The sequence below is a fragment of the Pantoea sp. ICBG 828 genome, assembly GCF_002928355.1.
Taxonomy (GTDB): Bacteria; Pseudomonadota; Gammaproteobacteria; order Enterobacterales; family Enterobacteriaceae; genus Pantoea; species Pantoea dispersa.
The window spans coordinates 792,226-816,059 of sequence record NZ_POWN01000001.1 but is presented as its reverse complement, the minus strand read 5'-3'; the positions used below and the strand labels follow the sequence as shown (position 1 = coordinate 816,059).

Below are 23,834 nucleotides of genomic sequence, written 5' to 3'. Positions count from 1 at the left end.
CGGTGCTGTCACGGATAAACCGACCGCGCCAGCAGCCGGTGCTGCTGGTGCTGACGCTGCTGATCACGCTGGCGCTGGGAGCGCTACCGCTGCTGAGCTATGCGGCCAACCGGCTGGTCTCCGGACAGCCGCTGATGCTATGGCAGGTAACGGCGGGCTGGCTGCTGCTGCTGCCGCTGTTATGGCTATGGCTGGGATTGTGGTGGCCGCCGGGACGCGGTGCGGCGCTGGCGCAGCTGCTGGGCGCGGAGCTACTGTTCGCCCTGCTGATTGGCATCGGCGGCCACGCCGCCAGTGAGCTGGCCCGCAGCGGCAGCCCGCTGGCGCGCACCGCGCTGGGCAGCGGCCTATGGTGTGCGGCAGGATTAGCGCTGCTGCTGGCAGCCGAAGCGATTCGCCAGCTTAGCCAGCAGACGCCGCTGCGTATTCTGCTTAATCTGCAACTGTGGCTGCCGCCGCTGATACTGCTGCTGAGTGGTCAGCTGGACGCGCTGTCGCTGCTGAAAGAGTACAGCAATCGCACCGCTGTCTTTAACGCCGCTTTCAGCCAGCATCTGCTGCTGCTGGGCGGCACGCTGCTGCCCACCTTACTGATTGGTCTGCCGCTGGGACTCGCCATCGCGCGTCGCACCCGCTGGCAACATGCCGCCTTCAGCGTGCTGAATCTGATCCAGACCGTGCCGTCCGTGGCGCTGTTTGGCCTGCTGATTGCACCGCTGGCCGGGCTGGCGGCGCATTTTCCGCAGCTGGCGCGCCTCGGTATCAGCGGGATTGGCGTCGCGCCGGCGCTGATTGCGCTGGTGCTGTATGCACTGCTGCCGCTGGTGCGCAGCGTGGTTGCGGGGCTGCAGCAGGTGCCGCAGGAGGTGCGTGAAACCGCGCGCGGCATGGGCATGAGTAGCTGGCAGCAGTTCTGGCACGCCGAGCTGCCGCTGGCGCTGCCGGTGTGGCTCTCCGGACTGCGCGTGGTGGTGGTGCAAACCGTCGGGCTGGCGGTAGTCGCCGCACTGATTGGAGCCGGCGGTTTCGGCGCCATTGTGTTTCAGGGACTGCTGAGCAGCGCGCTGGATCTGGTGCTGCTGGGCGTGATTCCGGTGGTGGCGCTGGCGGTGATATTCGATGCGCTGCTGCGATTGCTGTCGGCGCTGCTGGAGAGAGGACATGATTGAATTTCATCAGGTGAGCAAAGCGTTCGCCGGTAAAGAGGCGATTCGCAACCTGTCGCTGAAGATTGAGAAGGGCAGTTTTACCGTGCTGATCGGCACGTCAGGCTCGGGTAAATCCACCACGCTGAAGATGATTAACCGGCTGGTTGAGCATGACAGCGGCGAAATCCGTTTTGCCGGTGAGCCGATCGAGCAGATGGATGCACGCGCGCTGCGGCGGCGCATTGGCTATGCCATTCAGTCCATCGGCCTGTTTCCACACTGGAATGTGGCCAAAAATATCGCCACCGTGCCGTCGCTGCTCGGCTGGCCGCGGGAAAAAATTGCCGCACGGGTTGAGGAGCTACTGGCGTTGCTCAATCTCGACAGTCAGCTGGCGTCGCGCTATCCGCACCAGCTCTCCGGCGGCCAGCAGCAGCGTGTTGGTGTGGCGCGCGCGCTGGCGGCCGACCCGGAACTGCTGCTGATGGATGAACCGTTCGGCGCGCTCGATCCGGTCAACCGGCAGGCGCTGCAGCAGGAGATGCTGCGCATTCAGCAGCTGTCGGGGCGCACTGTGGTGCTGGTGACGCACGATATCGACGAAGCGTTAACTCTCGCCGATCAGCTGGTGCTGATGGACGGCGGAGAGATTGTGCAGCAGGGACGGCCGATTGACCTGCTGACGCAGCCTGCCAGTGATTTCGCGCGCCAGTTCTTTGGCCGCAGCGAGCTGGGCGTGCGTCTGCTGGCGCTGGGACGGGCCGGTAGTGCGGCACGGCGCGGTGAGTGGCTGGAGGCGGAACCGATCGCTGCCGGGCTGACGCTGCGCGAGGCGCTGTCGCAGTTTATTGCGCGCCGCACCGACAAATTACCGGTTGTCGATCAGCATCAGCAGCCGCTGGGCGTGCTGCACTTTAGCGATTTGCTGCAACAGCAGGAGGCGGGCTGATGCGAGTGCTGCGCGATCCGCTCTACTGGCTGCTGGGGGTATTTCTACTGTTGCTGTGGGGGTTACCGCACAGTGCGCCGCTGTTTGCGCACTGGTTTCCACAGCTGGAGCGTCCGCTGTACCAGCAGGAGAGTTTCTGGCAGCTGGCGCTGGCCCATCTGCTGCTGGTGATCAGCGGCAGCGCGCTGGCGATTGTGGTGGGCGTTGGCTGTGCGGTCTTCGCTACCCGTCACGGCGGCAGGGCGTTCCGCCCGCTGCTGGAGACGCTGGCGGCTGCCGGTCAGACCTTTCCGCCGGTGGCGGTGCTGGCGATTGCCGTGCCGGTCATGGGCTTTGGCGCTGCGCCGGCGGTGATGGCGCTGTTTCTGTATGGGCTGTTGCCGATTCTGCAGGGCACGCTGGCAGGACTGGACAGCGTGCCGGCCAGCAGCCGTGAGATCGCCGTCGGTCTGGGAATGGGACCGTGGCGGCGTCTGTGGCAGATAGAGCTGGCGCTGGCGGCACCGGTGATTATGGCAGGCGTGCGCACCTCTGTGATGATCAACATCGGCACCGCGACCATCGCCTCAACCGTCGGAGCGGAGAGTCTGGGTTCGCCGGTGATTATCGGTCTGAGCGGCTTCAATACCGCTTATGTGATTCAGGGCGCGCTGCTGGTGGCGCTGCTGGCGCTGATCTGCGACCGGCTGCTGGAGCGGTTGCAGCACGCACTCAGTGGGTATGCAGAATAAGGCTGTAGCCAACCAGCATCATGCCGCCCATGCCGCCAATCGCCATGATGGCAAACAGGGTGCCAATGAGAATTTTATTCCAGTTCATAGGTAAACCTGAGAAAAGTCATGAAGTGCGGCATGATAACGCGCACATGCGGTAAGGCAAAGGCCGCATGTGCGATTTTTCAGGTGGGCTCGTGGACGTGAATCGAGAAGCCCTGAGCCTGCCAGTGTTCGAACTGCTCCAGCTGGCGGCGCGTCGGCTTTTTACCGGTCCAGATAAACAGATGCTGGCCGGGAAACAGCTCCGGACGCGGCATATCCAGTGGTTCTGCCAGCACATCAATGCGCCAGCCCTGCTGCGCTAAGCGCCAGGCTTCCAGCCAGATGCGGGTGCGATCTTCTACGCCCCAGCCAATCATTAAGGCATCTTTGCCGGCTTTTTTACGCGCGCCTGCCAGACAGAACGCGACATAATCAATCAGCGCGCCGTCCAGCAGACTGCACATGGTGCGGGCGGTATTTTGATCCAGCCCGAGACGCTGGCGTACCGGTACAAAAACGTGGTCAATCAGCGCATCGACCGGGTGTTCACGGCCAATGGTGGCGATTTTGGTGCGCAGTTTGGAGGCGCGCACGTGGCGCAGCACGCTCATCAGCTCTTCCTGCAGCGCCGTCCAGCCGTCATGCACGTTGAAGGTCTCTCCTTCAAGCAGGGCTTTGACTTTGCCAACAGGCACACCGCTCTCTATCCAGCGTTTGATCTCTTCGATCCGCTGAACATCTTCATCATCAAATTGTCGATGACCACCCTCAGTGCGCTGCGGCTTTAACAATCCATAACGACGCTGCCAGGCGCGCAGGGTTACCGGGTTAATTCCACAGCGCTCGGCAACATCACCGATACTGTATAAGGCCATGGCATCCTCTAAAATTCTGACCTGCATAACAACACCTTAACCGCCAGAGTGAGCTTGTACAATGATTATTTTATTGTACAACTTGACCCACTGCACGATTTCGGGCTTTATCTCTTATGTGAGATTTATTTCCCGAAAATGAGAGGTTAAAGATGTCTGCTCTAAATACGGAAGATCGGCTTGCGGCACGTCTGGCGGAATTACGCCTGCAGCGCGGCTGGTCGCTGGATGAACTGGCTCTGGCAACCGGCATTAGCCGGGCATCATTGTCGCGCATTGAGCGCGCCGAGACCAGCCCTACCGCCGCTTTGCTTAATCGCTTGTGCGTGGCCTACGGTTTAACCATGTCGCGACTGCTCAGCGAAGTAGAAGAAGAAGCGGCGCTGCTGCTGAAAGCGGAGCAGCAGCCGGTCTGGCAGGACACGCTCAGCGGCTTCCAGCGGCGCAACGTCTCGCCGCCGGCCAGTCAGTTTAAAGCGGAGCTGGTGGAGGGCGTGCTGCGTCCTGGCGCGCGCATTGATTATGATGCGCCGCCGGTACAGGGGCTGGAACAGCATATCTGGCTGCAGTCGGGCGAGCTGACCCTCACCATGGAGACGCAGAGCTGGACGCTTCAGGCCGGCGATTGCCTGCGCTTCCACCTCAGCGGACGTTCCTCTTTTCAGGCGCATGCCGAAGGCGGCGCGCGCTACATTCTGGTGGTGTGCAAACCATGATTGAAATCGACTCTCTCAGCGCCACCCAGGCGCAGCCGCTGCTGGCGTCACTGTGTGAGGTGCTGCACGGCTGCGTGGCAGACGGTGCCAGCGTCGGCTTCATTGACGCGGACGATCGCGCAGTGATGGCGCGTTTCTGGCAGGACAAAATTTACAGCCTGGCGAGCGGCGATAACCAGCTGCTGGTGGCCTGGCAAGCGGGCGAGATAGTAGCCACGGTGATGCTGGGCTTCAGCAGTATGCCCAACGGCCGCCATCGCGCGGAGATCAGCAAGCTGCTGGTGCATCCGCGTGCGCGACGTCAGGGTATTGCGCGCCGTCTGATGTTACGTGCCGAACAGCTGGCGCAGCAGCAGGGGAAAACGCTGCTGGTGCTGGATACGCGCAGCGGCGATGTTGCCAGCGCGCTCTATCTGTCGCTCGGCTGGCAGGTGGCGGGTTCGATTCCGTACTATGCCGAATCCACGGCCGGCGAGCTGGATGCTACCACGGTGATGTATAAGCGGCTGACGTAAGCGTTCTGGTTGCTGTTACCGGACGCCGCCTCTCCCTTGTCCGCAGGCTGCGTCTCCCTCTCCCGGTGGGAGAGGGCCGGGGTGAGGGCATCAGCACGCACTTTCCCATCCCGTACCAGCAGAAACCCGGTCACACGCACCAAATCAGTGCGCCGCCGCCGCATCGCTCAACCCCAGCGCCTGCATAAACAGCCGGATGATCGGATTTATTTTCCGGCCTTTCTTCATCACCAGACAAAATGCGGTTTCGCGCCGCAGCGTGTCATCGCCCAGCTCACACAATTGTCCGCGGGCAATAAACGGAGCGGCATAATGTTCCGGTAAATATCCAATAAAGTGACCGGTTAAAATCAGCATCGCCACCGATTCCACCTGCACCGCCTGCACACCGCTCTCCTGCACCGGAATCAGGCGGCGTTCATCGCGTGGGGTAACATATAAATGATTAATAATTTTCTGCTGACGTAATACATCCACCGAAATATTTTTATCGCAAGATCCGCAATAGAGAGGATGTGACGCAGCGCAATATAATTTTGCGTATTCTTTATAAAGTTCGAAGTAATCAAACTCATTTTTCATTTCATACACGGGCGCAATGCCGCAATGAAAACGCCCTTCGCTTATGCCGCGTTCAATATCATCCAGCTGTGCGGTCTGCAGACGAATCTGCACCTTTGGCGCTTTCTGGTGCAACTGTTGCACCGCACTGGTGACCGGTGAGTGCGGATCGCTAATGGTGTTATCCACCACGCAAATCGCGATGTCGCCCAGCAGCTCGTTGCGACTATTGTGCAGCCGCTCGCGAAACAGGTTGAGCGATACGAACAGCTCCAGCGTGGCCTGATAAACATTGATGCCGTACTGCGTCAGCTCAAAACCTTCACGGCCGCGGCTGCACAGCGTCATGCCTAGCCGAATCTCCAGGTCAGAAACCTGTTTACTGATCGCCGCCAGGCCAATATTTAATTCGTGACTGGCAGCGGTTAATCCGCCGGCTTCCACTACGCATTTAAATACCCGCAGCAATTTTAAGTCGATATTACTCAGCGCCAGAACCGCATTATCGCCGCGATTATTCGCATTGTTTCCAGACTGGGAAACTTTACTTTCCATTTTTGCTATTCAACTCCGGAATAATTGCGGTGAAAGTACAGTGAATCTGAAATACCACCTATTTGCCAGCGTGGCAATAAAATAAGTTTTTATTATCGCTGCCGGCTGAATCCAAACTTTTTCATATTGCTGCGGCTGATTTGTGAGGGAAATAGCATGTCTGAGAATGCCGAACTGTTATGGGGCGCACGTTTTAAAGCGGCTCCGGCAGCCAGTTTAACCGCGCTGTCGCGTAGCCCGGATTATTACTTTGCGCTGGCGCCGTACGACCTCGCCGGTTGCCGCGCCCATGCGCGCGAGCTGGCGCGTGCCGGGCTATTGAGTGCTGACGAGCTGGATACCATGCTGGCGGCGATTGACGCGCTGGACGCCGATTATCGCGCTGGCCAGCTGCAGCCGATTGCCGCCGATGAAGACGTGCATACCTTCATCGAACGCGCGCTGACAGAACGCCTCGGCGCGCTGGGCGGCAAGCTGCGTGCCGGCCGTTCACGCAACGATCAGACCGTCAACGATCTGCGTCTCTACCTGCGGGATAACGGCCGCAAGCTGGTGAGCGCGCTGTTGCAGCTGCAGCAGGCGCTGGTGACGCAGGCCGCGCAACACACCGACAGCGTCGCGCCCGGCTTCACCCATCTGCAGCAGGCGCAGCCGATTGTGTTTGGCCATCAGCTGCTGGCGCATGCCCAATCCTTCGCGCGTGACATCGAGCGTATGCAGGACTGGGATCGCCGCAGCGCACGCTGTCCGCTGGGCGCAGCGGCGATGGCCGGTTCGGCAATTGCGCGTCAGCCACAGCTGGCCGCTGCCGATCTCGCTTATCTGGCACCGTGCGAAAACTCGATCGATGCAGTCGCCAGCCGCGACTACGCCGCGGAATTCCTGTTCGTCACCAGCATGATCGGCATCAACCTGTCCCGGCTGTGTGAAGAGGTGTGCCTGTGGGCGTCACGGCAGTTCCGCTGGGTGGAGCTGCACGACAGTTACGCCACCGGCAGTTCGATCATGCCACAGAAGAAAAATCCGGACATTGCCGAGCTGACGCGCGGCCGCAGCGGCCGGCTGGTCGGTAACCTGATGGCGCTGCTGACCACCATGAAAGCCATGCCGCTCTCTTACAACCGCGATCTCAGCGACGACAAACGTAACGTGATTGATGCGGTCGACACGCTGCTGATGGTGCTGCCTGCCATGGCCGGCATGATGGCGACGCTGAAATTCAATACTGAGGTGATGCGCGAGCAGGCGCCGGATGGCTTTACGCTGGCGACCGAAGTGGCCGACTGGCTGGCAATGCGCGGCGTGCCGTTCCGCGAGGCGCACGAGATTACCGGCCAGCTGGTGCAGCTGTGTGAACGCGAAAACTGCGGCCTGGCCGATCTCAGCGATGCGCAGCTGCACGGCGTCGATACACGGCTCACGCCCGAGGTGCGTCAGGCATTAACGCTGGAAGCGGCGCTGGCAGCCCGCAGCGGCTACGGCGGCACCGCACCGGCACGGGTGCGCGAGCAGCTGGCCCGTCTGCAAACCCTGATGCAGGACCAGCAGCGCTGGGCCGATGATTACGCCGGACCGCGCGCCTGAGGAGAGCCTATGTCACACACCACACCGGTTGAACCATCGGTCAACAATGGCCGCGTCCAGCCCCATTACGATCTCGATCGCTATCAGGTGGTGCCGCGCCGCTATTATGGCCGCATCACCGCATCGGCAGTGATCCTCGTGCTGCTGGCGCTGCTGGTTAACGCCTTTGCGCACGGCAATATTGAGTGGTCGTTCGTCGGCCAGTTCTTTACCGCGCAGGCAATTCTTAACGGCGTGGTTAACACGCTGATTATGTCGGTGCTGGCGATGGCGCTGGGCATCCTGTTTGGCGTCATCACCGCCATCATGTACATGTCGCCCAATCCGGTGCTGCACTATATCGCGGTGGGCTATGCGTGGATCTTTCGCGGCACGCCGCTGATTCTGCAACTGCTGCTGTGGTTCAACCTGGCGCTGGTGTTTCCCACCATCAGCATTCCCGGTCTGTTCAGCGTGCAAACCGTCACGGTGATGACGCCGTTTCTCGCCGCGCTGCTTGGCCTGAGCATCAATCAGGGCGCGTACACCTCAGAAGTGGTACGCGCCGGGCTGTTATCGGTGGATACCGGTCAGTATGAAGCCGCCAAAGCCATCGGCATGCCGCGTTTGCAGGCGCTGCAGCGCATCATTCTGCCGCAGGCGATGCGGGTGATTCTGCCGCCGGTCGGCAATGAGTTCATCAGCATGATCAAAACCACCAGTCTGGCCAGCATGATTCAGTACTCCGAGCTGCTGTACAACGCGCAAACCATCTACTTCGCCAACGCGCGCGTGATGGAGCTGCTGTTTGTGGCGGGCATCTGGTACCTGATTATCGTGACGCTGCTGTCGTTCGGACAGAGCCAGCTGGAACGCTACTTCTCACGCGGCCATCGTCGTCGCCAGTAACCGGGAGTGAGAGATGAGAAACATCGTGCGCGCCGTCAAGGTGAACAAATATTTCGATCAGTTCCACGCGCTGAAGGACGTCAGCCTGGAAGTGAACTACGGCGAGGTGATGTGCATTCTCGGCCCGTCGGGTTCCGGTAAGAGCACCTTTCTGCGCTGTATCAACCAGCTGGAGAAAGTGGATCAGGGCGGCATCTGGGTCGACAACGAACTGGCGGGCTATCGCATTGCCGGCAACAAGCTGCATCCGCTGAGTGACAAACAGATTGCGCGCCAGCGGCTGCAGACCGGCATGGTATTTCAGCGCTTCAACCTGTTTCCGCACAAGACCGCGCTGGAGAACATCATCGAGGGGCCGTGTCGCGTGCTGCTGCGCCCGAAACGCGAGGCCAGCGAAGAGGCGATGGCGCTGCTGGATCGCGTCGGACTGGCGCACAAAGCGCACGACTATCCGCAGTCACTCTCCGGCGGTCAGCAGCAGCGCGTGGCGATTGCCCGCGCGCTGGCGATGAAACCCAAACTGATGCTGTTTGATGAACCGACCTCGGCGCTCGATCCGGAGATGGTCGGTGAAGTGCTGGCGGTGATGCGCCAGCTGGCAAAAGAAGGCACCACCATGCTGGTGGTGACCCACGAAATGGGCTTTGCGCGTGAGGTCGCCAACCAGGTGGTGTTTATGGATGAGGGACGCATTATTGAGCAGGGCGCACCGGAAGAGATTCTGCTGAACCCGCAAAACCCACGGATGAAAAACTTTATCAACGCGATTCTTCTTTAACGTGACCGGGGTGAATAGATGAAAAAATTGTTATTGAGTGCCATCAGTGCCGCGCTGCTGCTGCAATCCTCTGCCTGGGCGGAGATTGCCGTACCGGCCAGTATCAAAGAGAAAGGGCTGACCGTCGCCATCATGCCGAACTACCCGCCGATGGATTTTAAAGATCCGGCCACCAATCAGCTGAGCGGCGTCGATTATGAGCTGGGCCAGGCAATTGGCGAGAAGCTGGGCGTGAAGGTTAACTGGCAGGAGATCGCGTTTGAACAGATGGTGAACGCGGTGGTGACCAAACGCGTCGATCTGGTGATGTCCGGTATGACCGACACCAAAGAGCGGCAGAAGGTGGTTAACTTTATCGACTACTTCAAAACCGGTCCGCAGTTCTACACCCTGGCGGCGCGCAGCGACATCAACAGCGCCACCGATCTGTGCGGCAAAAAAGTAGGTACCAGTCGCCGCACCACTTTCCCGCAGGAGATTGCTACCTGGTCAAAAGCGCACTGCGAAGCGGCCGGTAAACCCGCGATTATCGTGGTGGGCGCGGAAGGCACCGCCGATGCGCGCACGCAGCTGCGTCAGCGTCGTCTGGATGGCGCGGTACAGGGCAGCGAAACCCTGCCGTACATCATGAACCTGGAAAAAGGCACCTTTAAGCCGCTGGATAAAGCCTTCTCCTTCCAGTACACCGGCATGGCGCTGGGTAAAGATGCCGGTGAGCTGACCACGGCGATTCAGGCAGCCATTAATGCCATGATTGCCGATGGCAGCTACCAGAAAATCCTCAGCAAATGGGGCCTGAGCGACAACGGCATTGCCGAAGCCACGGTGAATCAGGGCTAAGGAGCGGGCGTATGCAAAAACCGGGCGCAGTGCGCTGGCCGCAGGGCAAGCGTGGCTGTATGGCGCTGGCGTTTGATCTTGATGGTCCCACTGGCGATGCCATGCTCAATGGCAGCCTGTGGTCAACACCAGAGTATTTCACCTTTGGCGCCTACGGGCCGTTTCGCGCGCTCGGTCGGCTGCTGGATCTGCTGCGCGCCTTCCAACTGCCGGCTACGTTTTTTGTGCCGGCGTGGGTGGTGGAGCAGTGGCCGCGGCAGTGCCAGGCGATTATCGAACAGGGCCACGAAGTGGCCTATCACGGTTATCGCCACGAATCGTTCTGGGCGATTACGCCAGATGAACAGCGCGCCGTGATGGCGCGCTCTGCCGCCATCTTTCAGCAACATCTTGGTATCCGCGCCTGCGGTTTTCGTACTCCTTCCGGCGACTGGCACGCCGAAACGCCGCAGATTCTGCGGGAAGCCGGGGTGATTTACTCCAGCAGCATGCGTGGTGACGATCGGCCGTACAGCATTGCCGTCGCCGGGCATACGCCGCTGGTGGAGATTCCCGGCAAATGGGAGATGGATGATTACGCCTCGCTGGCCTACACGCGCCAGCCGGATTTTCCACAGGGCGGCGACCGCATCGCCAGCTATGCGCACACCGGTGACAACTGGCAGCGCGAATTTGACGGCGCGATGGCCGAAGGACTGTGCCTGACCACGCTGTTCCACCCGAAAATTTCCGGGCAGCCTGGCCGTTTGCTGTTGCTGGAGCAGCTGTTTGCACACATGACGGCGCGCGACGATGTGTGGTTTGCGCGCTGTGATGCGGTAGCCGCGTGGTATTTGCAGGAGCAGCAACATGACTGAACATTCACGCTGGCCGTCGGGCAAACAATCGGCGGCCATCATTACCATCGACTATCACGATATTCACGGCATCCTGACGCAGGCCCCTGCGGTTGCCGGGCGCGATAAAACCCTGTCGGTGTGGCGCTATGGCACGCTGCGCGGCGTTGATCGCCTGCTGGATCTGCTGGCGGAAAAACAGCTGCTGGCCAGCTGGTGCTTGCCGGCCATCGTCGCCGAAGAGCAGCCGCAGGTGCTGCAGCGTATTGTCGCCGCCGGGCATGAGATCGCCTGCAGCGGTGAGCGACACGAAGACTTCTCGGCGCTGACGCTGGCGCAGCAGATTGCCAGCGTAACGTGCGGCTGCGAGCGACTGGCGCAATTGACCGGCCAGCCGATTGCAGGGTTTCGCACGCCGGCTGGCCAGTGGAAACCGGGCCTTGCTGCGGCGCTGGCAACGCATGGCATCCGCTGGTCCTCCAGCTGGCGCGGTGATGATTTACCCTATTTTCACCCCGGCACCCGGCTGGTGGAGCTGCCCATGCACTACACGCTGGAGGATGCGCCCTATTTTGCCTTCAACCTCAGCCCGGCGATTCCGCCCGGACAGTCGCGCATCGCGCCCTATGGCGAAACGCTGGCTAACCTGACGCAGGATTTCCACGGTTTTCACCGTTTCGGCCTGTGCTACCTGTTGCGGCTGCACCCGGAAATTATCGGCACCGCCGGGCGCATTTACCTGCTGCGTCAGCTGCTGGAGACGCTGCAGCAGCATGATGTGTGGATCGCTACTGCCGGCGAGGTGGCCGCGCACTGGCAGACGCAGCCGGATAACGATCTCGATCATCCGGCAGAGGTGTTTGCCCGGGTCAGCGGAGGCGAACATGGACACCACGCTTGATCGGCTGGCGGACTTCATCGCGGCCACCCGCTTTGCCCAGCTGCCGGAAGCGCTGGTAGCGCAGGCGAAGCGCCATCTGCTGGATACGCTCGGCGCGGCGCTGGCGGGCTGTGACAGCCCGATCTGGCGCGAATGCCGGGCGCTGGTGGCCGAAGAGGGCGGCAGCGCCGTGGCGCAGCTGTGGGGCTCTGCGCAGCAAGCTTCCCCGCGCCAGGCGGCGTGGCTCAACGGCGTGGCGGCGCACATGTATGAACTGGACGACACCGGCGGCTGCGATCACTCCGGTGCCGTGGTGTTACCGGCGCTGCTGGCGGCACTGCCGCTGGCGACGCAGCCGGTCGACGGACGGGCATTTCTCACCGCAATGGTCGTCGGTTATGACATCGGCCGTCGCGTGCTGGAAGCCTGCGGGGGGTATGCGGCGCACAACGGTGCGGGCTGGCACTCAACTGCCAGCTGTGGCGTTTTTGGCGCGGCTGCCGCCGTCAGTTGTTTGCTGCGGCTGCCGGCCGCGCAGTGTGCCTCGGCGCTGGGCATCGCTGCCAGCTTCAGTGGTGGCCTGTGGGGCTTTATTCATGATGGCTCACACACCAAAAAGCTGCACGCGGCGCGCGCGGCGGAAGGGGGCGTACAGGCGGCGCTGCTGGCACAGCGCGGCATCAGCGGACCTGCCGCGGTATTTGAGGCGCGCTGGGGCGGCTTTCTGCAAACGCTGGCGAGTGAAACCCAGCAGCCTGCCGCGCTCACGGCGAAGCTGGGCGAAGTATGGAAGCTGGCGCGCTGTTCCATCAAGCCGTACGCCGCCTGTCGCGGCACGCATGCGGCGATCGATGCGCTGGATCAGCTGTTGCGGCAGCATGCGGTGGCGACCGGGGACATCGCGCGCATTGTGGTTGGGCTCAATCCGTTCCTGCTGGAGATGTGCGGCACGCGTGAACTCACCAGCCTCGCCGCCGCGCAAATGAGCCTGCCGTATGCGCTGACGGCGCGTGCGCTGTTCGGCTCCGCGGAGCTGGCGAGTTATGAGGACAGCCGTCGCCTGAGTGCGGAAGCTGCCGCGCTGATGGCGCGTATTGAGCTGGAGATTGACGACCAGCAGGGGCGCGATGATGAGCCGTGGGTCCGGCTGGAGACAGTGCAGGGCCAGCAGTGGCAGCAGCACGTCGCAGTGCCGTCCGGATCGCCGGCGAATCCGCTGAGCGACACGGCGCTGCACGCCAAATACCGCAGCCTCGCCGCGCGCGTCTTGCCGGCGGCACAGGTGCAGCAGCTGGAAACGCTGTGTCTGACGCTGGATAACGTGGCGGATGTGCGGCAAGTCGCGGCGATGCTGGCGACCCGGTAAAAGTGGGGCGCCAGCCATGGTGTAATGCCGCTCGGTCAGGCCAGCGCGACCTGATGATGACGGTGCGCATAAATGCGCACCCTACAAAAGCGCGCGCTGGCCCGTAGGGTCGCCGTTTACGGTGACCTGGGATTTGCCGTTTACGGTGACCTGGGATTTATCACATCCATTGCGACCGCAATCAAACCCGTTCCGCCAGCCCTTCAATCCGCGCCATCGCCGCCCGCAACCGCGCTTCGGTCACCGCTTCGGCCATGTTGGCCATATCCGGCGCGTGGACAGATTCACGTATAATCAACGCCAGCTCGCTCTCATCCAGCGCGGCAATCTCGGCCAGCGTCAACGGTACGCCGCAGTCGCGCGCCAGGCGCATCTCATCCACCAGCTCTTCGTCGCTGCGATCCTCCAGCGCCAGCAGGCACAAATTGCCGTAACCCACCAGCAGGCCGTGACCAAACTCGCGCGTTTTGTCGCAGAAGGTGAAACCTTCATAAATGGCATGCGCAGCGGCGGCGTGGGCACCATTGCTCATCAGCGAGGTCAGACCGGCCCAGGTAAAAATCGCGTCCAGCACCTGATCAAGCGAGGTGCCGCTCTCGCCGCGCAGCACCGCTGCGTAAGCCGCCGGACCGTGCTCTGCGATCACCTCATAGCAGATCTGGCTGTGCGCCAGCGATGACAGCGCATTGCCGGTGCGCGCCGGATGGCGCGTGCTTACCGCGCGGAACTCATACCATTTAGCCAGCGTATCGCCGAGACCCGCGGCCAGCCAGCGGGCAGGGGCGGCTGCCAGCAACTCACTGTCGATGAGCACTGCCGCCGGCGCCTGTGGCAGCGGGAAAATATCAAAGAAGTTGCCGTTATCGTCGTAGCGAATGGTCAGCGGGGTCACCGCAGCGCAGGTGGCGGCAATCGTCGGGACGGTTATCACCGGCAGCCCGAGCTGTGCGCCCACCGCTTTAACCGTGTCCAGCGCCTTGCCGCCGCCCGCACCGATCAGCACTTCTGCCTGTTGTTCAACCGCTAACGCCGCCAGCCGTTCGATATGGTTAAGCGAGGTTTCGCCACCAAACCACACCGGTGCCAGCAGCGTGACGCCAGCGGCGTCGAGTTGCAGCTTCACCTGCGTCGCCACCGCCTGCATCGCGCGCTGGCCGCCAATCAGCAGTGCGCGCTGGCCCAGCCCGGCGCAGATAGCCCCCAGCTGGTTAATCACACCCGCACCACGCAGCACGCGCGCCGGGAACAGCAAATTTTGTTGCGACATAGCGAAAGCTCTCTTTTTCAGGGAATGGCTGCATCATCGCCAAAGCGGCTTGCAGAAAAAATCCCTGTCAGCCGATAATCACTTCAGCGATTCGTTAACTATTGTCAGCAATCCCTGAAGGAAGTGCGGTGCCAACCTTACCCAATCTGAAACTGCTGCAGGTGTTCGCCAGCGTGGTGGAAAACCAGGGCTATTCGCGTGCGCAGCAGGCGCTGAACATGACCACACCGGCCATCAGCGCCTACATGAGTGAACTGGAAAGCCAGCTGGGCTTTATTCTGTGCCAGCGCGGCCGCGCGGGCTTTGCGCTGACCAGCAAAGGCGAACAGTTCTACGCCTATACCCGGGAAATGCTGGCGACCCTGAGCGGCTGGCAGTTGCAGGTGGAGACGCTGAAAAGCGCGCAGGGCGGCACGTTTGCGCTCGGCGTGGTCGACGCCACCGTCACCGACAGCACGCTGGATCTGCCGGCGGTTATCGCCCGTTTTAATCAGCGCTTTCCGGCGGTGTTTCTCACCCTCAGCGTGTGCGAGCCCAACGAACTGCAGCAGCAGGTGCTGGAAGATCGGCTCGACCTGGCCATCGGACACTTTCCGCTGCGCGCCAGCAATCTGGTGACGCTGCCGCTGTACGAGGAGCAGCAGTGGCTGTACTGCAGTCCGCAGCATGCGCTGGCGCAGGGCGATGCGGATGTGCGTCGCGTGCAGCAGACCGGCATGGTAACGCGGCGCTACTGGAACCAGCAGGAGCTGAACAAGCGCGGTTTCCGCCATAGCACCGCCTCGGTAGAGAGCATTGAAGCGCAGCTGACGCTGATTCTCTCCGGGCGCTATATTGGCTTTTTGCCCGAGCATTACGCGCGCAGTCGCGAGCAGCAGGGCCAGTTGCTGCGCCTGCTGCCCCACCATTTTCACTTTCGCGCGCCGTTTTCGTTCGCCTTCCGGCGCGGCCGCGCGCGCGAGCCGCTGATCCGTGCGATGCGCGAAATTCTGAATCCAGCGCGAAAAACTGAGCGTGAAAGCTGACGCTGTGGCAATACTGTGTAAAAATACAGGCCGGTTTAACCAACAGTATTCACTATGGCCCTGACAGCAGCGATAAAAAGCCAGATTGCGCAATGGTATAAGGCGCTGCAGCAGCAGGTTCCTGACTTTATCCCACGCGCGCCGCAGCGCCAGATGATCGCCGAAGTGGCGAAGAGTCTGGCCGGTGACGAGGGGCGCCATCTGGCCATTGAGGCGCCCACCGGCGTCGGCAAAACCCTGTCCTACCTGATTCCCGGCATTGCGGTCAGCCGCGCCGAAGAGAAACGTTTAGTCATCAGCACCGCCAACGTGGCGCTGCAGGATCAGATCTTCAGCAAAGATCTGCCGCTATTAAAGAAAATCATTCCTGACCTCACCTTCACCGCGGCTTTTGGTCGCGGACGCTATGTCTGTCCGCGCAACCTGACCGCACTGGCAGCCACGGACGATCAGCAGGGTGATCTGTTGCTGTATCTCGACGAACAGGCGGTGACCGGTTCGAAAGAGGAGCAGAAATTCTGCGCGCGGCTGGAGAAAGACCTCAGCAGCTATAAGTGGGATGGCCTGCGCGATCACAGCGACGTGGCGATTGATGACAGCCTGTGGCAGCGCCTCTCCACTGATAAAGCAAACTGCCTGGCACACCACTGCCGCTGGTATCGCGAATGTCCGTTCTTTGTGGCGCGACGCGAAATCGAACAGGCCGATGTGGTGGTGGCAAACCATGCGCTGGTGATGGCGGCGATGGAGAATGAGTCGGTGCTGCCGCCGGCCAAACACCTGATGCTGGTACTGGATGAAGGGCACCATCTGCCGGAAGTGGCGCGGGATGCGCTGGAGATGAGCGCGGAGATCACGCCGGGCTGGAGCAGCCTGCAGCTCGATCTGTTTGTGCGGCTGGTGGAGACCATCATGGCGCAGTTCCGGCCGAAATCCCCGCCGCCGCTGAGCAATCCCGAGCGTCTGAAAGAACACTGTGATGAGATGCGCGAGCAGCTGCAGACGCTGTGCAACGCGCTCAATCCTCTGCTGCCGCGCGACAATCAGCCTGGCGAGTTTCGCTTTGTGCTCGGTGAGCTGCCGCCAGAACTGCTGACCCTGTGCGCGCGGCTGTTTAAGCTGAGTGATGCGCTGCGTGGCCTGAGCGAAGGGCTGCTCAACGAGCTGGGCGAACAGACCGGCAAGGCCGATATCATGCGGCTGCACAAAGCCATCCTGCAGCTCAATCGCCACTTCGGCTGGTTTGAATCCATCAGCAAACTGTGGCGGCTGGCGGCGATGGAAAAAGCGTCCAACGCGCCAGTGTCGAAATGGGTGACGCGTGAAATTCGTGACGGCCAGGCGCATCTGCTGTTTCACTGCGCCGGGATTCGCGTCAGCGACCAGCTGGAAAAGCTGCTGTGGCGCAAAATTCCGCACGTGGTGGTGACCTCGGCTACCCTGCGTTCGCTGAACAGCTTTAATCGCCTGCAGGAGATGTCCGGCCTGAACCAAAAGGCCGGCGACCGCTTTGTGGCACTCGACTCGCCGTTTAATCATGTCGATCAGGGTAAGCTGATCATCCCGCAAATGCGCTATGAGCCGCTGCTGGCCAATGAAGCGGAGCACATTGCTGAGATGGCGCGCTTCTTCCGCCAGCAAATGCAGGCGCAGCAGCACAAAGGCGTGCTGGTGCTGTTTGCCAGCGGACGGGCGATGCAGCAGTTTGTCAGCCTGGTGCCGGAGTTGCGTCTGTCGATGCTGGTGCAGGGCGATCAGCCGCGTTCACGGCTGGTGGAACTTCACCGGCAACGGGTGACCGCCGGACAAAGCAGCATTCTGGTTGGCCTGCAATCTTTTGCCGAAGGGCTCGATTTGAAAGGCGATCTGTTGTCGCAGGTGCACATCCATAAAATTGCTTTTCCGCCGGTAGACAGTCCGGTAATTTTGACCGAAGGGGAGTGGCTGAAGAGCCTCAAACGCTACCCGTTTGAAGTACAAAGTTTACCCAGCGCATCGTTTACGCTGATCCAGCAGGTCGGGCGTCTGATCCGCAGCCATCAGTGTTTTGGTGAAATCGTCATTTACGATCGCCGGCTGCTGAGCAAAACCTACGGCAGCCGCCTGCTGGCCGCGCTGCCGGTGTTTCCGATTGAACAACCGCCGGTGCCGGAAGCGGACAAACCGGCGAAGCGCAGCAAGAAATCCTGAGTATGCGGCAACAGCCGGATGCACGATTGTTGGCCGCCGGGTGACGGCGCGCCCTGGAAGCGGGAAAGTGTGATGGAACTGAATAAGATCATTAAAGAGATTGGCCGCGGCAAGAATCACGCACGCGATATCGACTTTGACACTGCCGTGGCGCTTTACAGCGCGATGCTGGCGGACGAGGTGCCGGATCTCGAACTGGGTGGCGTGCTGATTGCACTGCGCATCAAAGGCGAAGGGGAAGCGGAGATGCGCGGCTTCTACCACGCGATGCAGCAGCGCATGATGCGGCTGCAGGCCCCGGCACAGCGTCCGATGCCCATCGTCATCCCCAGTTATAACGGCGCGCGTCGCCAGGGCAACCTGACGCCGCTGCTGGCGCTGCTGCTGGTGAAGCTCGGTTTTCCGGTGTTGCTGCACGGCGTCAGCGACGACCCAACCCGCGTAACCAGCGAAGCGGTGCTGGCGGCGCTGGATATTGCGCCGGTGACCAGCGCGCAGCAGGCGCAGGCGAAACTCGACGCTGGCGAGCTGGCGTTCATCACCATCGATAATTTATGTGCGCCAATGGCTAAACAGCTGGCGCTGCGCTGGCGCATGGGCGTGCGCAACAGCGCGCACACGCTGGCCAAGCTGGCGACGCCGTTTGCCGAACGCGCCGCGCTGCGGCTGGCGAGCGTGTCGCATCCGGAATATGTGCCGCGCGTGGGTAAATTCTTCCAGGATATCGATGCACCAGCAATTCTGCTGAACGGCACTGAAGGTGAGGTCTATGCCAATCCGCAGCGCTGCCCGGCGATTAATTATATTCGCGGTGCCGGCGCAGAGGCGGAAGTGTGGGTCGAGCGGCAGCCGGAGATCGCGCTGGCGCTGGCCGAGAGCAAAAGCGCCAAGGATACCGCAGCGTGGATTCGTCAGGTGCTGGCCGGTGAACGCGCGGTGCCGCAGGCGCTGCGCCTGCAGCTGGCGTGCTGTCTGGTGGCGACCGGCGAAGCCGCAACGATGGCCGATGCCGAAACGCGGTTACAGCAGACGGGAATTTAACCGGGCTGCCCGGCTGGCCATTCACGAAAAACCTGGGCGGTAACGGCGGTCACCGCAGCGGTTGCGCAGGGGGGCATGCCTGCGCCGCTGAAATGGCTTGCTGAGCAGCGGCATCAGCGTTTAATCAGTACGCTCTCCACCAGTTGCTGCCAGAAGGTAATACCAATCGGCAGCAGCGCATCGTTAAAATCATAGTTGGCATTGTGTAGCGGGGCTGAAGGCGTGGCACCGTCAGCGCCGAGCCAGAAATAGGCGCCGGGACAGGCTTCCAGCATGCAGGCGAAATCTTCAGACGCCATCGACGGGTTAACCTGCCAGTGCACCTGCTGTTCACCCAGCAGCTGGCACGCCACGTCACGCACCTGCTCCGCCGGGGCGACATGGTTGGCGGTAACCGGATAGCCGGGATACCAGTGAATCTCGCCGCTGACGCCAAACGGGCGCGGCAGGGTGGTAACAAAATCTTCAATCAGACCGCGCACGCGATTGCGCACGTCGGTCTGCAGACATCGCACCGTACCGCGCAGCGTGATCTGCTCCGGAATGACGTTAATGGCCTCTCCACCGTGAATCTGGGTGACGCTGACCACCGCCGACGCCAGCGGTGACAGGCGGCGCGACGGGATGGTTTGCAGCGCCAGAATCAGCTCGGCGGCGACCACCATCGGGTCGGCACCGCTTTCTGGCATCGCCGCGTGGCAGCTTTTGCCGTGCAGCGTAATCTCAAACGAATCCAGCGATGCCATCATCGCGCCCGGATTTACCGCCAGCGATCCCACCGGCAATCCCGGCCAGTTGTGCATCGCGTACACGGCATCCATCGGGAAGCGCTGAAACAGACCTTCCTCCACCATTTTGCGCGCACCACCAAGATTCTCTTCGGCCGGCTGAAACAGGAAATGTACCGTACCTTTGAAATTGCGCGTGGCGGCCAGCTGACAGGCTGCGGCCAGCAGTATCGCGGTGTGGCCATCGTGACCACAGGCGTGCATCACGCCAGGCCGGCTCGATTTCCACTGCGGCTCGCCTTTTTCGGTGATCGGCAGGGCATCCATATCGGCGCGCAGCCCGATGACCGGACCGGGACCGTTTTCCAGCGTGCCGATCACGCCAGTGCCGGCGAGGCCGCGAAACACCTGCAGTCCGGCATCGGTCAGCACCTGGGCCACCAGCTCGCTGGTCTGCTGCTCCTGGTAACCCAGTTCAGGGTGTTGATGTAACTGACGACGCCAGGTGAGGGCGTTTTCCAGCAGGACAGCAGGCAGGCTCATAAGGTAAGGCTCCATCAGCAGCGTCAGCTGCGCAATCTCCGACGCGGGAAGTTAAGTGTCCACTGTAGTGGTAAGCGTGGGGGGGCGTCTATCGTGGAAAGGAATAATTTGGCTATAGGCTATAGCGGATTGGCATAAGCGGATGGGGGGCAAGGTCGGCATGAATGCCGACCCTACACAATGCACTCTTTTGGAACAATGTTACGGCTTAACAGGCCAACACGACGTTATTGTTTAGCCGGGGTAACATCCCGTAGGGTGCGCATTGATGCGCACCTGGAACTACTTCAGCATCGGCAAATTGAGACCGTGCTGCTCTGCGCAGGACTGCGCCAGCTCGTAGCCCGCATCGGCATGACGCATCACGCCGGTGGCCGGGTCGTTCCACAGTACGCGACCAAGGCGCGCATCCGCTTCAGCCGTACCGTCACAGACGATCACCACCCCGGAATGCTGCGAGAAGCCCATTCCGACGCCGCCGCCGTGGTGCAGGCTCACCCAGGTGGCCCCGCCGGCGGTGTTCAGCAGCGCGTTCAGCAGCGGCCAGTCTGACACCGCATCCGAGCCATCCTTCATCGCCTCGGTTTCACGGTTAGGTGACGCCACCGAGCCGCAGTCGAGGTGGTCACGACCAATCACGATCGGCGCTTTCAGCTCGCCGTTGCGCACCATCTCATTGAATGCCAGCGCGGCTTTATGACGCTCGCCCAGCCCCAGCCAGCAAATACGCGCCGGCAGGCCCTGGAAGGCGATGCGCTCCTGCGCCATATCCAGCCAGCGGTGCAGGTTTTTGTGTTCCGGGAACAGCTCTTTCAGTTTGGCGTCGGTTTTATAGATATCTTCCGCATCGCCAGACAGCGCCACCCAGCGGAACGGGCCTTTGCCCTCGCAGAACAGCGGACGAATATACGCCGGCACGAAGCCCGGGAAATCAAAGGCGTTTTTCACCCCTTCATCCAGCGCCACCTGACGAATATTGTTGCCGTAATCCACGGTCGGCACACCCATGTGGTGGAAGTCGAGCATCGCCTGCACGTGCTGCGCCATGGAAGCGCGTGCCGCTTTCTCTACCGCTTTCGGATTGCTGACGCGCTCGGCTTCCCAGCGTGCCACGTCCCAGCCCACCGGCAGATAGCCGTTGATCGGGTCGTGCGCGGAGGTCTGATCGGTCACGATGTCAGGCTTCATGCCGCCCGCTTTCGCGCGCTGCACCAGTTCCGGGACCAGCTCGGCCGCGTTGCCCAGCAGGCCCACGGAGATCGCCTGGCCGGCTTCGGTGGCGTCTTTGATCAGCGCCAGCGCCTCATCCAGGCTGTAGGCTTTATGGTCGAGGTAGCGGGTGCGCAGACGAAAATCGATGCGCGACTCCTGGCACTCGATCGCCAGCACGCAGGCACCGGCCAGCACGCCCGCCAGCGGCTGCGCGCCGCCCATGCCGCCCAGACCGGCGGTGAGGATCCAGCGGCCCGTCAGGTCACTGTTGTAGTGCTGGCGACCGGCTTCAGCGAAGGTTTCAAAGGTACCCTGCACGATGCCCTGCGCGCCGATATAGATCCATGAACCAGCGGTCATCTGGCCATACATCATCAGCCCGGCCTTATCCAGTTCGTGGAAGTGATCCCATGTCGCCCAGTGTGGCACCAGGTTGGAGTTGGCCAGCAGTACGCGCGGCGCATCGGCATGGGTGCGGAACACACCGACCGGCTTGCCGGACTGAATCAGCAGCGTCTCTTCCGGCTGCAGCGCGCGCAGCGAGCGCAGAATCTGCTCAAAGCACGCCCAGTTGCGCGCGGCTTTGCCGATTCCGCCATACACCACCAGATCCTCCGGGCGTTCGGCCACGTCAGGATCGAGGTTGTTCTGAATCATGCGGTATGCCGCTTCAATCAGCCAGTTGGCGCAGTGCAGTTCATTACCGCGCGGCGCACGGATTTCACGGGCAACAGCCTGAGTCAAAGTTTCGCTCATCATCGGTTCCTTAATTAGCAGTAGAACGCTGGCTTGGCAGCAGCGCAGTAAGGGTTTCAGGCCAGACATAACTGCTGGCCCACAGGCGCATGGCATCAATGTCCGGCGCCAGTAAACGGTCCTGATCGAGGAAGGCGACCTGCGCACGAATGCGGCTCATCTCCTGTTCGATCGCGGCAGAGCTTTGCAGCGGGCGGTGGAAGTCGATGCCCTGCGCCGCTGCCATCGCTTCAATGCCGACCACGGCAGCAGTGTTGAAGCACATCTCGCCCAGGCGGCGTGCCGCGTAGGTGGCCATCGACACGTGATCTTCCTGATTGGCTGAGGTCGGCAGGCTGTCGACGCTGCCCGGGTGCGCCAGCGATTTGTTCTCCGAGGCCAGCGCGGCAGCGGTAACCTGCGCAATCATGAAGCCCGAGTTCACACCGCCGTCGCGCACCAGGAAGGGCGGCAGGCCGGAGAGACCGGTGTCGAGCAGCAGCGCCAGGCGGCGTTCGGAGATGGCACCGACTTCGGCAATCGCCAGCGCGATGATGTCGGCGGCAAAGGCTACCGGCTCGGCGTGGAAGTTACCGCCGGAGATCACGTCGCCGCTGTCGCTGAAGACCAGCGGGTTGTCAGAAGCGGCGTTGGCTTCAATCTGCAGCACGCGCGCGGCGTGGCTGAGGTTATCGAGACAGGCGCCCATCACCTGCGGTACGCAGCGGATCGAATAGGGATCCTGCACGCGTCCGCAGTTGCTGTGCGAACTGAGAATTTCGCTGCCTTCGAGCAGCGTCGCCACCGCAGCGGCGACGGCAATCTGCCCGTGCTGGCCGCGCGCCTGATGGATGCGCGCATCAAACGGTTTAACCGAGCCTTTGATCGCTTCCAGCGACAGCGCGCCGGCCATCAGCCCGGCGGCAAACAGATTTTCGGCTTCAAACAGCCCACGCAGCGCCAGCGCGGTAGAGACCTGGGTGCCGTTGAGCAACGCCAGACCCTCTTTTGGCCCCAGCACAATCGGCTGCAGGCCGACGCGGGCCAGGCCTTCGCTGGCGGGCACCAGCTGGCCGTCAATGCGTACCTGGCCTTCACCGAGCAGCATCAGGGAGAGATGCGCCAGCGGCGCCAGATCGCCGGACGCGCCAACCGATCCCTTCGCCGGGATGCACGGCATCACGCCGGCGTTGAACAGCGCCAGCAGCGCGTCAATCAGTTCCATGCGGATGCCCGAGTGGCCGCGTGCCAGGCTGATGATTTTGCTGGCGACCACCAGGCGGGTGACGTTATCCGGCAGCAGATCGCCGAGGCCGACGCTGTGTGACAGCACCAGGTTACGCTGCAGTTCCGCCAGGCGTTCGGCGGGGATCTGCGTCTGCGCCAGCTTGCCGAAGCCGGTGTTGATGCCGTACACCACCTTGCCCGAGGCGACGATGGCCTCGACGGTTTCACGTGCGCGGTCAATATCCGCCCGCGCTTCCTCTGCCAGCTGCAGCGTCACCTTATCCTGATAAATACGGCGTAAGGTGGCGAGGTCCACTTCACCGGGAACGAGGCGAATTGCCTGAACCGAACCTGACATAGTCTACTCCTGTCTATACAAGTTATCTGCCACGTTGTGGCGGAGCGCAAGTTGCGATGGCATCCGCCAGAGGCGCTATAAGTGTTGTGAGTGAAGCATAAGTGTCTAATCTTGTCTATACAAGTAGCAAGCGCTGTGCCAGATTGATCGTATTCTGTGAAACGTGCCGCAATGCGGGTGCGGCAACCTCCAGCCTGGTGCGCTGCACCAAAAGCGGGCGGCGGCTGCACCACGCGGGCAGGGTATGCACCATTGGATG

21 protein-coding genes are annotated in these 23,834 nt (G+C 61.6%); 15 read left to right on the top strand and 6 right to left on the bottom strand.

Features of this window, described 5'->3' with window-relative positions:
- The first annotated feature begins 2 nt into the window (after positions 1–2).
- The 3 genes from C1Y43_RS03885 to C1Y43_RS03875 are packed head-to-tail and all read left to right on the top strand — an operon-like array spanning position 3 to position 2,828.
- A complete protein-coding gene (locus tag C1Y43_RS03885; RefSeq protein WP_104187057.1) occupies positions 3–1,169 on the top strand; it encodes an ABC transporter permease in 1,167 nt (388 codons plus the stop codon).
- On the top strand, positions 1,162–2,097 hold the full coding sequence (locus C1Y43_RS03880) for an ABC transporter ATP-binding protein (protein WP_104187056.1): 936 nt from the start codon (positions 1,162–1,164) through the stop codon (positions 2,095–2,097). The genes C1Y43_RS03885 and C1Y43_RS03880 overlap by 8 nt, the downstream gene beginning before the upstream one ends.
- Positions 2,097–2,828 (top strand): ABC transporter permease, encoded by a 732-nt coding sequence (locus C1Y43_RS03875; RefSeq protein ID WP_058757824.1) that lies wholly within the window; start codon positions 2,097–2,099, stop codon positions 2,826–2,828. Before C1Y43_RS03880 ends, C1Y43_RS03875 begins: the two co-directional genes overlap by 1 nt.
- Positions 2,829–2,995: 167 nt before the next feature.
- Here the strand turns inward: C1Y43_RS03875 and C1Y43_RS03870 are convergent, their stop codons facing one another.
- Entirely contained in the window at positions 2,996–3,730 is a 735-nt protein-coding gene (locus C1Y43_RS03870; RefSeq protein ID WP_031279872.1) for a MerR family transcriptional regulator, read from the bottom strand.
- A gap of 152 nt (positions 3,731–3,882) precedes the next feature.
- Here C1Y43_RS03870 and C1Y43_RS03865 point away from each other — a divergent pair, with 152 nt between their 5' ends.
- Entirely contained in the window at positions 3,883–4,446 is a 564-nt protein-coding gene (locus tag C1Y43_RS03865; protein ID WP_058757823.1) for a helix-turn-helix domain-containing protein, read from the top strand.
- Positions 4,443–4,961, top strand: a complete 519-nt coding sequence (locus C1Y43_RS03860) for a GNAT family N-acetyltransferase (RefSeq protein ID WP_021508452.1) — start codon at positions 4,443–4,445, stop codon at positions 4,959–4,961. The genes C1Y43_RS03865 and C1Y43_RS03860 overlap by 4 nt, the downstream gene beginning before the upstream one ends.
- A 144-nt stretch (positions 4,962–5,105) precedes the next feature.
- Here C1Y43_RS03860 and C1Y43_RS03855 read toward each other — a convergent pair whose 3' ends face one another.
- Positions 5,106–6,077, bottom strand: a complete 972-nt coding sequence (locus C1Y43_RS03855; RefSeq protein ID WP_021508451.1) for a LysR family transcriptional regulator — start codon at positions 6,075–6,077, stop codon at positions 5,106–5,108.
- Between the two features lie 156 nt (positions 6,078–6,233).
- On the opposite strand from C1Y43_RS03855, the gene argH reads away from it, so the two are divergent.
- From argH to C1Y43_RS03820, 7 genes are read left to right on the top strand one after another with little or no spacing between them, the layout of a single operon-like run.
- A complete protein-coding gene (argH, locus tag C1Y43_RS03850) occupies positions 6,234–7,661 on the top strand; it encodes an argininosuccinate lyase (protein WP_058769494.1) in 1,428 nt (475 codons plus the stop codon).
- Between the two features lie 9 nt (positions 7,662–7,670).
- On the top strand, positions 7,671–8,549 hold the full coding sequence (locus C1Y43_RS03845; RefSeq protein WP_021508449.1) for an amino acid ABC transporter permease: 879 nt from the start codon (positions 7,671–7,673) through the stop codon (positions 8,547–8,549).
- Between the two features lie 13 nt (positions 8,550–8,562).
- Positions 8,563–9,327, top strand: coding sequence for an amino acid ABC transporter ATP-binding protein (locus C1Y43_RS03840; protein ID WP_021508448.1), 765 nt, complete (start codon positions 8,563–8,565; stop codon positions 9,325–9,327).
- Between the two features lie 18 nt (positions 9,328–9,345).
- Positions 9,346–10,167, top strand: coding sequence for an ABC transporter substrate-binding protein (locus tag C1Y43_RS03835; RefSeq protein WP_021508447.1), 822 nt, complete (start codon positions 9,346–9,348; stop codon positions 10,165–10,167).
- Positions 10,168–10,178: 11 nt separating this feature from the next.
- Complete coding sequence (locus C1Y43_RS03830) at positions 10,179–11,024, top strand: polysaccharide deacetylase (RefSeq protein ID WP_104187054.1); 846 nt, start codon at positions 10,179–10,181, stop codon at positions 11,022–11,024.
- Entirely contained in the window at positions 11,017–11,904 is an 888-nt protein-coding gene (locus C1Y43_RS03825) for a polysaccharide deacetylase (RefSeq protein WP_104187052.1), read from the top strand. Before C1Y43_RS03830 ends, C1Y43_RS03825 begins: the two co-directional genes overlap by 8 nt.
- The gene (locus C1Y43_RS03820) at positions 11,888–13,249 is read left to right on the top strand and encodes an MmgE/PrpD family protein (RefSeq protein WP_104187050.1); all 1,362 of its coding nucleotides are present in this window, start codon (positions 11,888–11,890) and stop codon (positions 13,247–13,249) included. Before C1Y43_RS03825 ends, C1Y43_RS03820 begins: the two co-directional genes overlap by 17 nt.
- Positions 13,250–13,430: 181 nt before the next feature.
- On the opposite strand, the gene C1Y43_RS03815 is transcribed toward C1Y43_RS03820, so the two are convergent.
- The gene (locus C1Y43_RS03815) at positions 13,431–14,516 is read right to left on the bottom strand and encodes an iron-containing alcohol dehydrogenase family protein (protein WP_104187048.1); all 1,086 of its coding nucleotides are present in this window, start codon (positions 14,514–14,516) and stop codon (positions 13,431–13,433) included.
- A 128-nt stretch (positions 14,517–14,644) separates the two neighbouring features.
- Here C1Y43_RS03815 and C1Y43_RS03810 point away from each other — a divergent pair, with 128 nt between their 5' ends.
- The 3 genes from C1Y43_RS03810 to ybiB all read left to right on the top strand — a co-directional run bounded on the left by C1Y43_RS03810 (position 14,645) and on the right by ybiB (position 18,772).
- Entirely contained in the window at positions 14,645–15,541 is an 897-nt protein-coding gene (locus tag C1Y43_RS03810; protein WP_104187046.1) for a LysR family transcriptional regulator, read from the top strand.
- Between the two features lie 54 nt (positions 15,542–15,595).
- Complete coding sequence (gene dinG, locus C1Y43_RS03805; RefSeq protein ID WP_104187044.1) at positions 15,596–17,731, top strand: ATP-dependent DNA helicase DinG; 2,136 nt, start codon at positions 15,596–15,598, stop codon at positions 17,729–17,731.
- Positions 17,732–17,803: 72 nt separating this feature from the next.
- Positions 17,804–18,772, top strand: a complete 969-nt coding sequence (gene ybiB / locus C1Y43_RS03800; RefSeq protein WP_104187042.1) for a DNA-binding protein YbiB — start codon at positions 17,804–17,806, stop codon at positions 18,770–18,772.
- Between the two features lie 113 nt (positions 18,773–18,885).
- Here the strand turns inward: ybiB and C1Y43_RS03795 are convergent, their stop codons facing one another.
- The 3 genes from C1Y43_RS03795 to hutH all read right to left on the bottom strand — a co-directional run bounded on the left by C1Y43_RS03795 (position 18,886) and on the right by hutH (position 23,575).
- On the bottom strand, positions 18,886–20,043 hold the full coding sequence (locus C1Y43_RS03795; RefSeq protein WP_021508439.1) for a M20 aminoacylase family protein: 1,158 nt from the start codon (positions 20,041–20,043) through the stop codon (positions 18,886–18,888).
- A gap of 282 nt (positions 20,044–20,325) precedes the next feature.
- A complete protein-coding gene (gene hutU / locus C1Y43_RS03790) occupies positions 20,326–22,011 on the bottom strand; it encodes a urocanate hydratase (RefSeq protein ID WP_104092735.1) in 1,686 nt (561 codons plus the stop codon).
- 10 nt (positions 22,012–22,021) lie between these two features.
- Positions 22,022–23,575 (bottom strand): histidine ammonia-lyase, encoded by a 1,554-nt coding sequence (gene hutH / locus C1Y43_RS03785; RefSeq protein WP_104187040.1) that lies wholly within the window; start codon positions 23,573–23,575, stop codon positions 22,022–22,024.
- Positions 23,576–23,834: the final 259 nt, after the last annotated feature.

What these genes read in the sequence shown, in the direction of transcription:
- C1Y43_RS03880 (WP_104187056.1), top strand. Translation starts at nt 1,162, where the DNA reads ATGATTGAATTTCATCAGGTGAGCAAAGCGTTCGCCGGTAAAGAGGCG.
- C1Y43_RS03875 (WP_058757824.1), top strand. Translation starts at nt 2,097, where the DNA reads ATGCGAGTGCTGCGCGATCCGCTCTACTGGCTGCTGGGGGTATTTCTA.
- C1Y43_RS03870 (WP_031279872.1), bottom strand. Translation starts at nt 3,730, where the DNA reads ATGGCCTTATACAGTATCGGTGATGTTGCCGAGCGCTGTGGAATTAAC.
- C1Y43_RS03865 (WP_058757823.1), top strand. Translation starts at nt 3,883, where the DNA reads ATGTCTGCTCTAAATACGGAAGATCGGCTTGCGGCACGTCTGGCGGAA.
- C1Y43_RS03860 (WP_021508452.1), top strand. Translation starts at nt 4,443, where the DNA reads ATGATTGAAATCGACTCTCTCAGCGCCACCCAGGCGCAGCCGCTGCTG.
- C1Y43_RS03855 (WP_021508451.1), bottom strand. Translation starts at nt 6,077, where the DNA reads ATGGAAAGTAAAGTTTCCCAGTCTGGAAACAATGCGAATAATCGCGGC.
- argH (WP_058769494.1), top strand. Translation starts at nt 6,234, where the DNA reads ATGTCTGAGAATGCCGAACTGTTATGGGGCGCACGTTTTAAAGCGGCT.
- C1Y43_RS03845 (WP_021508449.1), top strand. Translation starts at nt 7,671, where the DNA reads ATGTCACACACCACACCGGTTGAACCATCGGTCAACAATGGCCGCGTC.
- C1Y43_RS03840 (WP_021508448.1), top strand. Translation starts at nt 8,563, where the DNA reads ATGAGAAACATCGTGCGCGCCGTCAAGGTGAACAAATATTTCGATCAG.
- C1Y43_RS03835 (WP_021508447.1), top strand. Translation starts at nt 9,346, where the DNA reads ATGAAAAAATTGTTATTGAGTGCCATCAGTGCCGCGCTGCTGCTGCAA.
- C1Y43_RS03830 (WP_104187054.1), top strand. Translation starts at nt 10,179, where the DNA reads ATGCAAAAACCGGGCGCAGTGCGCTGGCCGCAGGGCAAGCGTGGCTGT.
- C1Y43_RS03825 (WP_104187052.1), top strand. Translation starts at nt 11,017, where the DNA reads ATGACTGAACATTCACGCTGGCCGTCGGGCAAACAATCGGCGGCCATC.
- C1Y43_RS03820 (WP_104187050.1), top strand. Translation starts at nt 11,888, where the DNA reads ATGGACACCACGCTTGATCGGCTGGCGGACTTCATCGCGGCCACCCGC.
- C1Y43_RS03815 (WP_104187048.1), bottom strand. Translation starts at nt 14,516, where the DNA reads ATGTCGCAACAAAATTTGCTGTTCCCGGCGCGCGTGCTGCGTGGTGCG.
- dinG (WP_104187044.1), top strand. Translation starts at nt 15,596, where the DNA reads ATGGCCCTGACAGCAGCGATAAAAAGCCAGATTGCGCAATGGTATAAG.
- ybiB (WP_104187042.1), top strand. Translation starts at nt 17,804, where the DNA reads ATGGAACTGAATAAGATCATTAAAGAGATTGGCCGCGGCAAGAATCAC.
- C1Y43_RS03795 (WP_021508439.1), bottom strand. Translation starts at nt 20,043, where the DNA reads ATGAGCCTGCCTGCTGTCCTGCTGGAAAACGCCCTCACCTGGCGTCGT.
- hutU (WP_104092735.1), bottom strand. Translation starts at nt 22,011, where the DNA reads ATGAGCGAAACTTTGACTCAGGCTGTTGCCCGTGAAATCCGTGCGCCG.
- hutH (WP_104187040.1), bottom strand. Translation starts at nt 23,575, where the DNA reads ATGTCAGGTTCGGTTCAGGCAATTCGCCTCGTTCCCGGTGAAGTGGAC.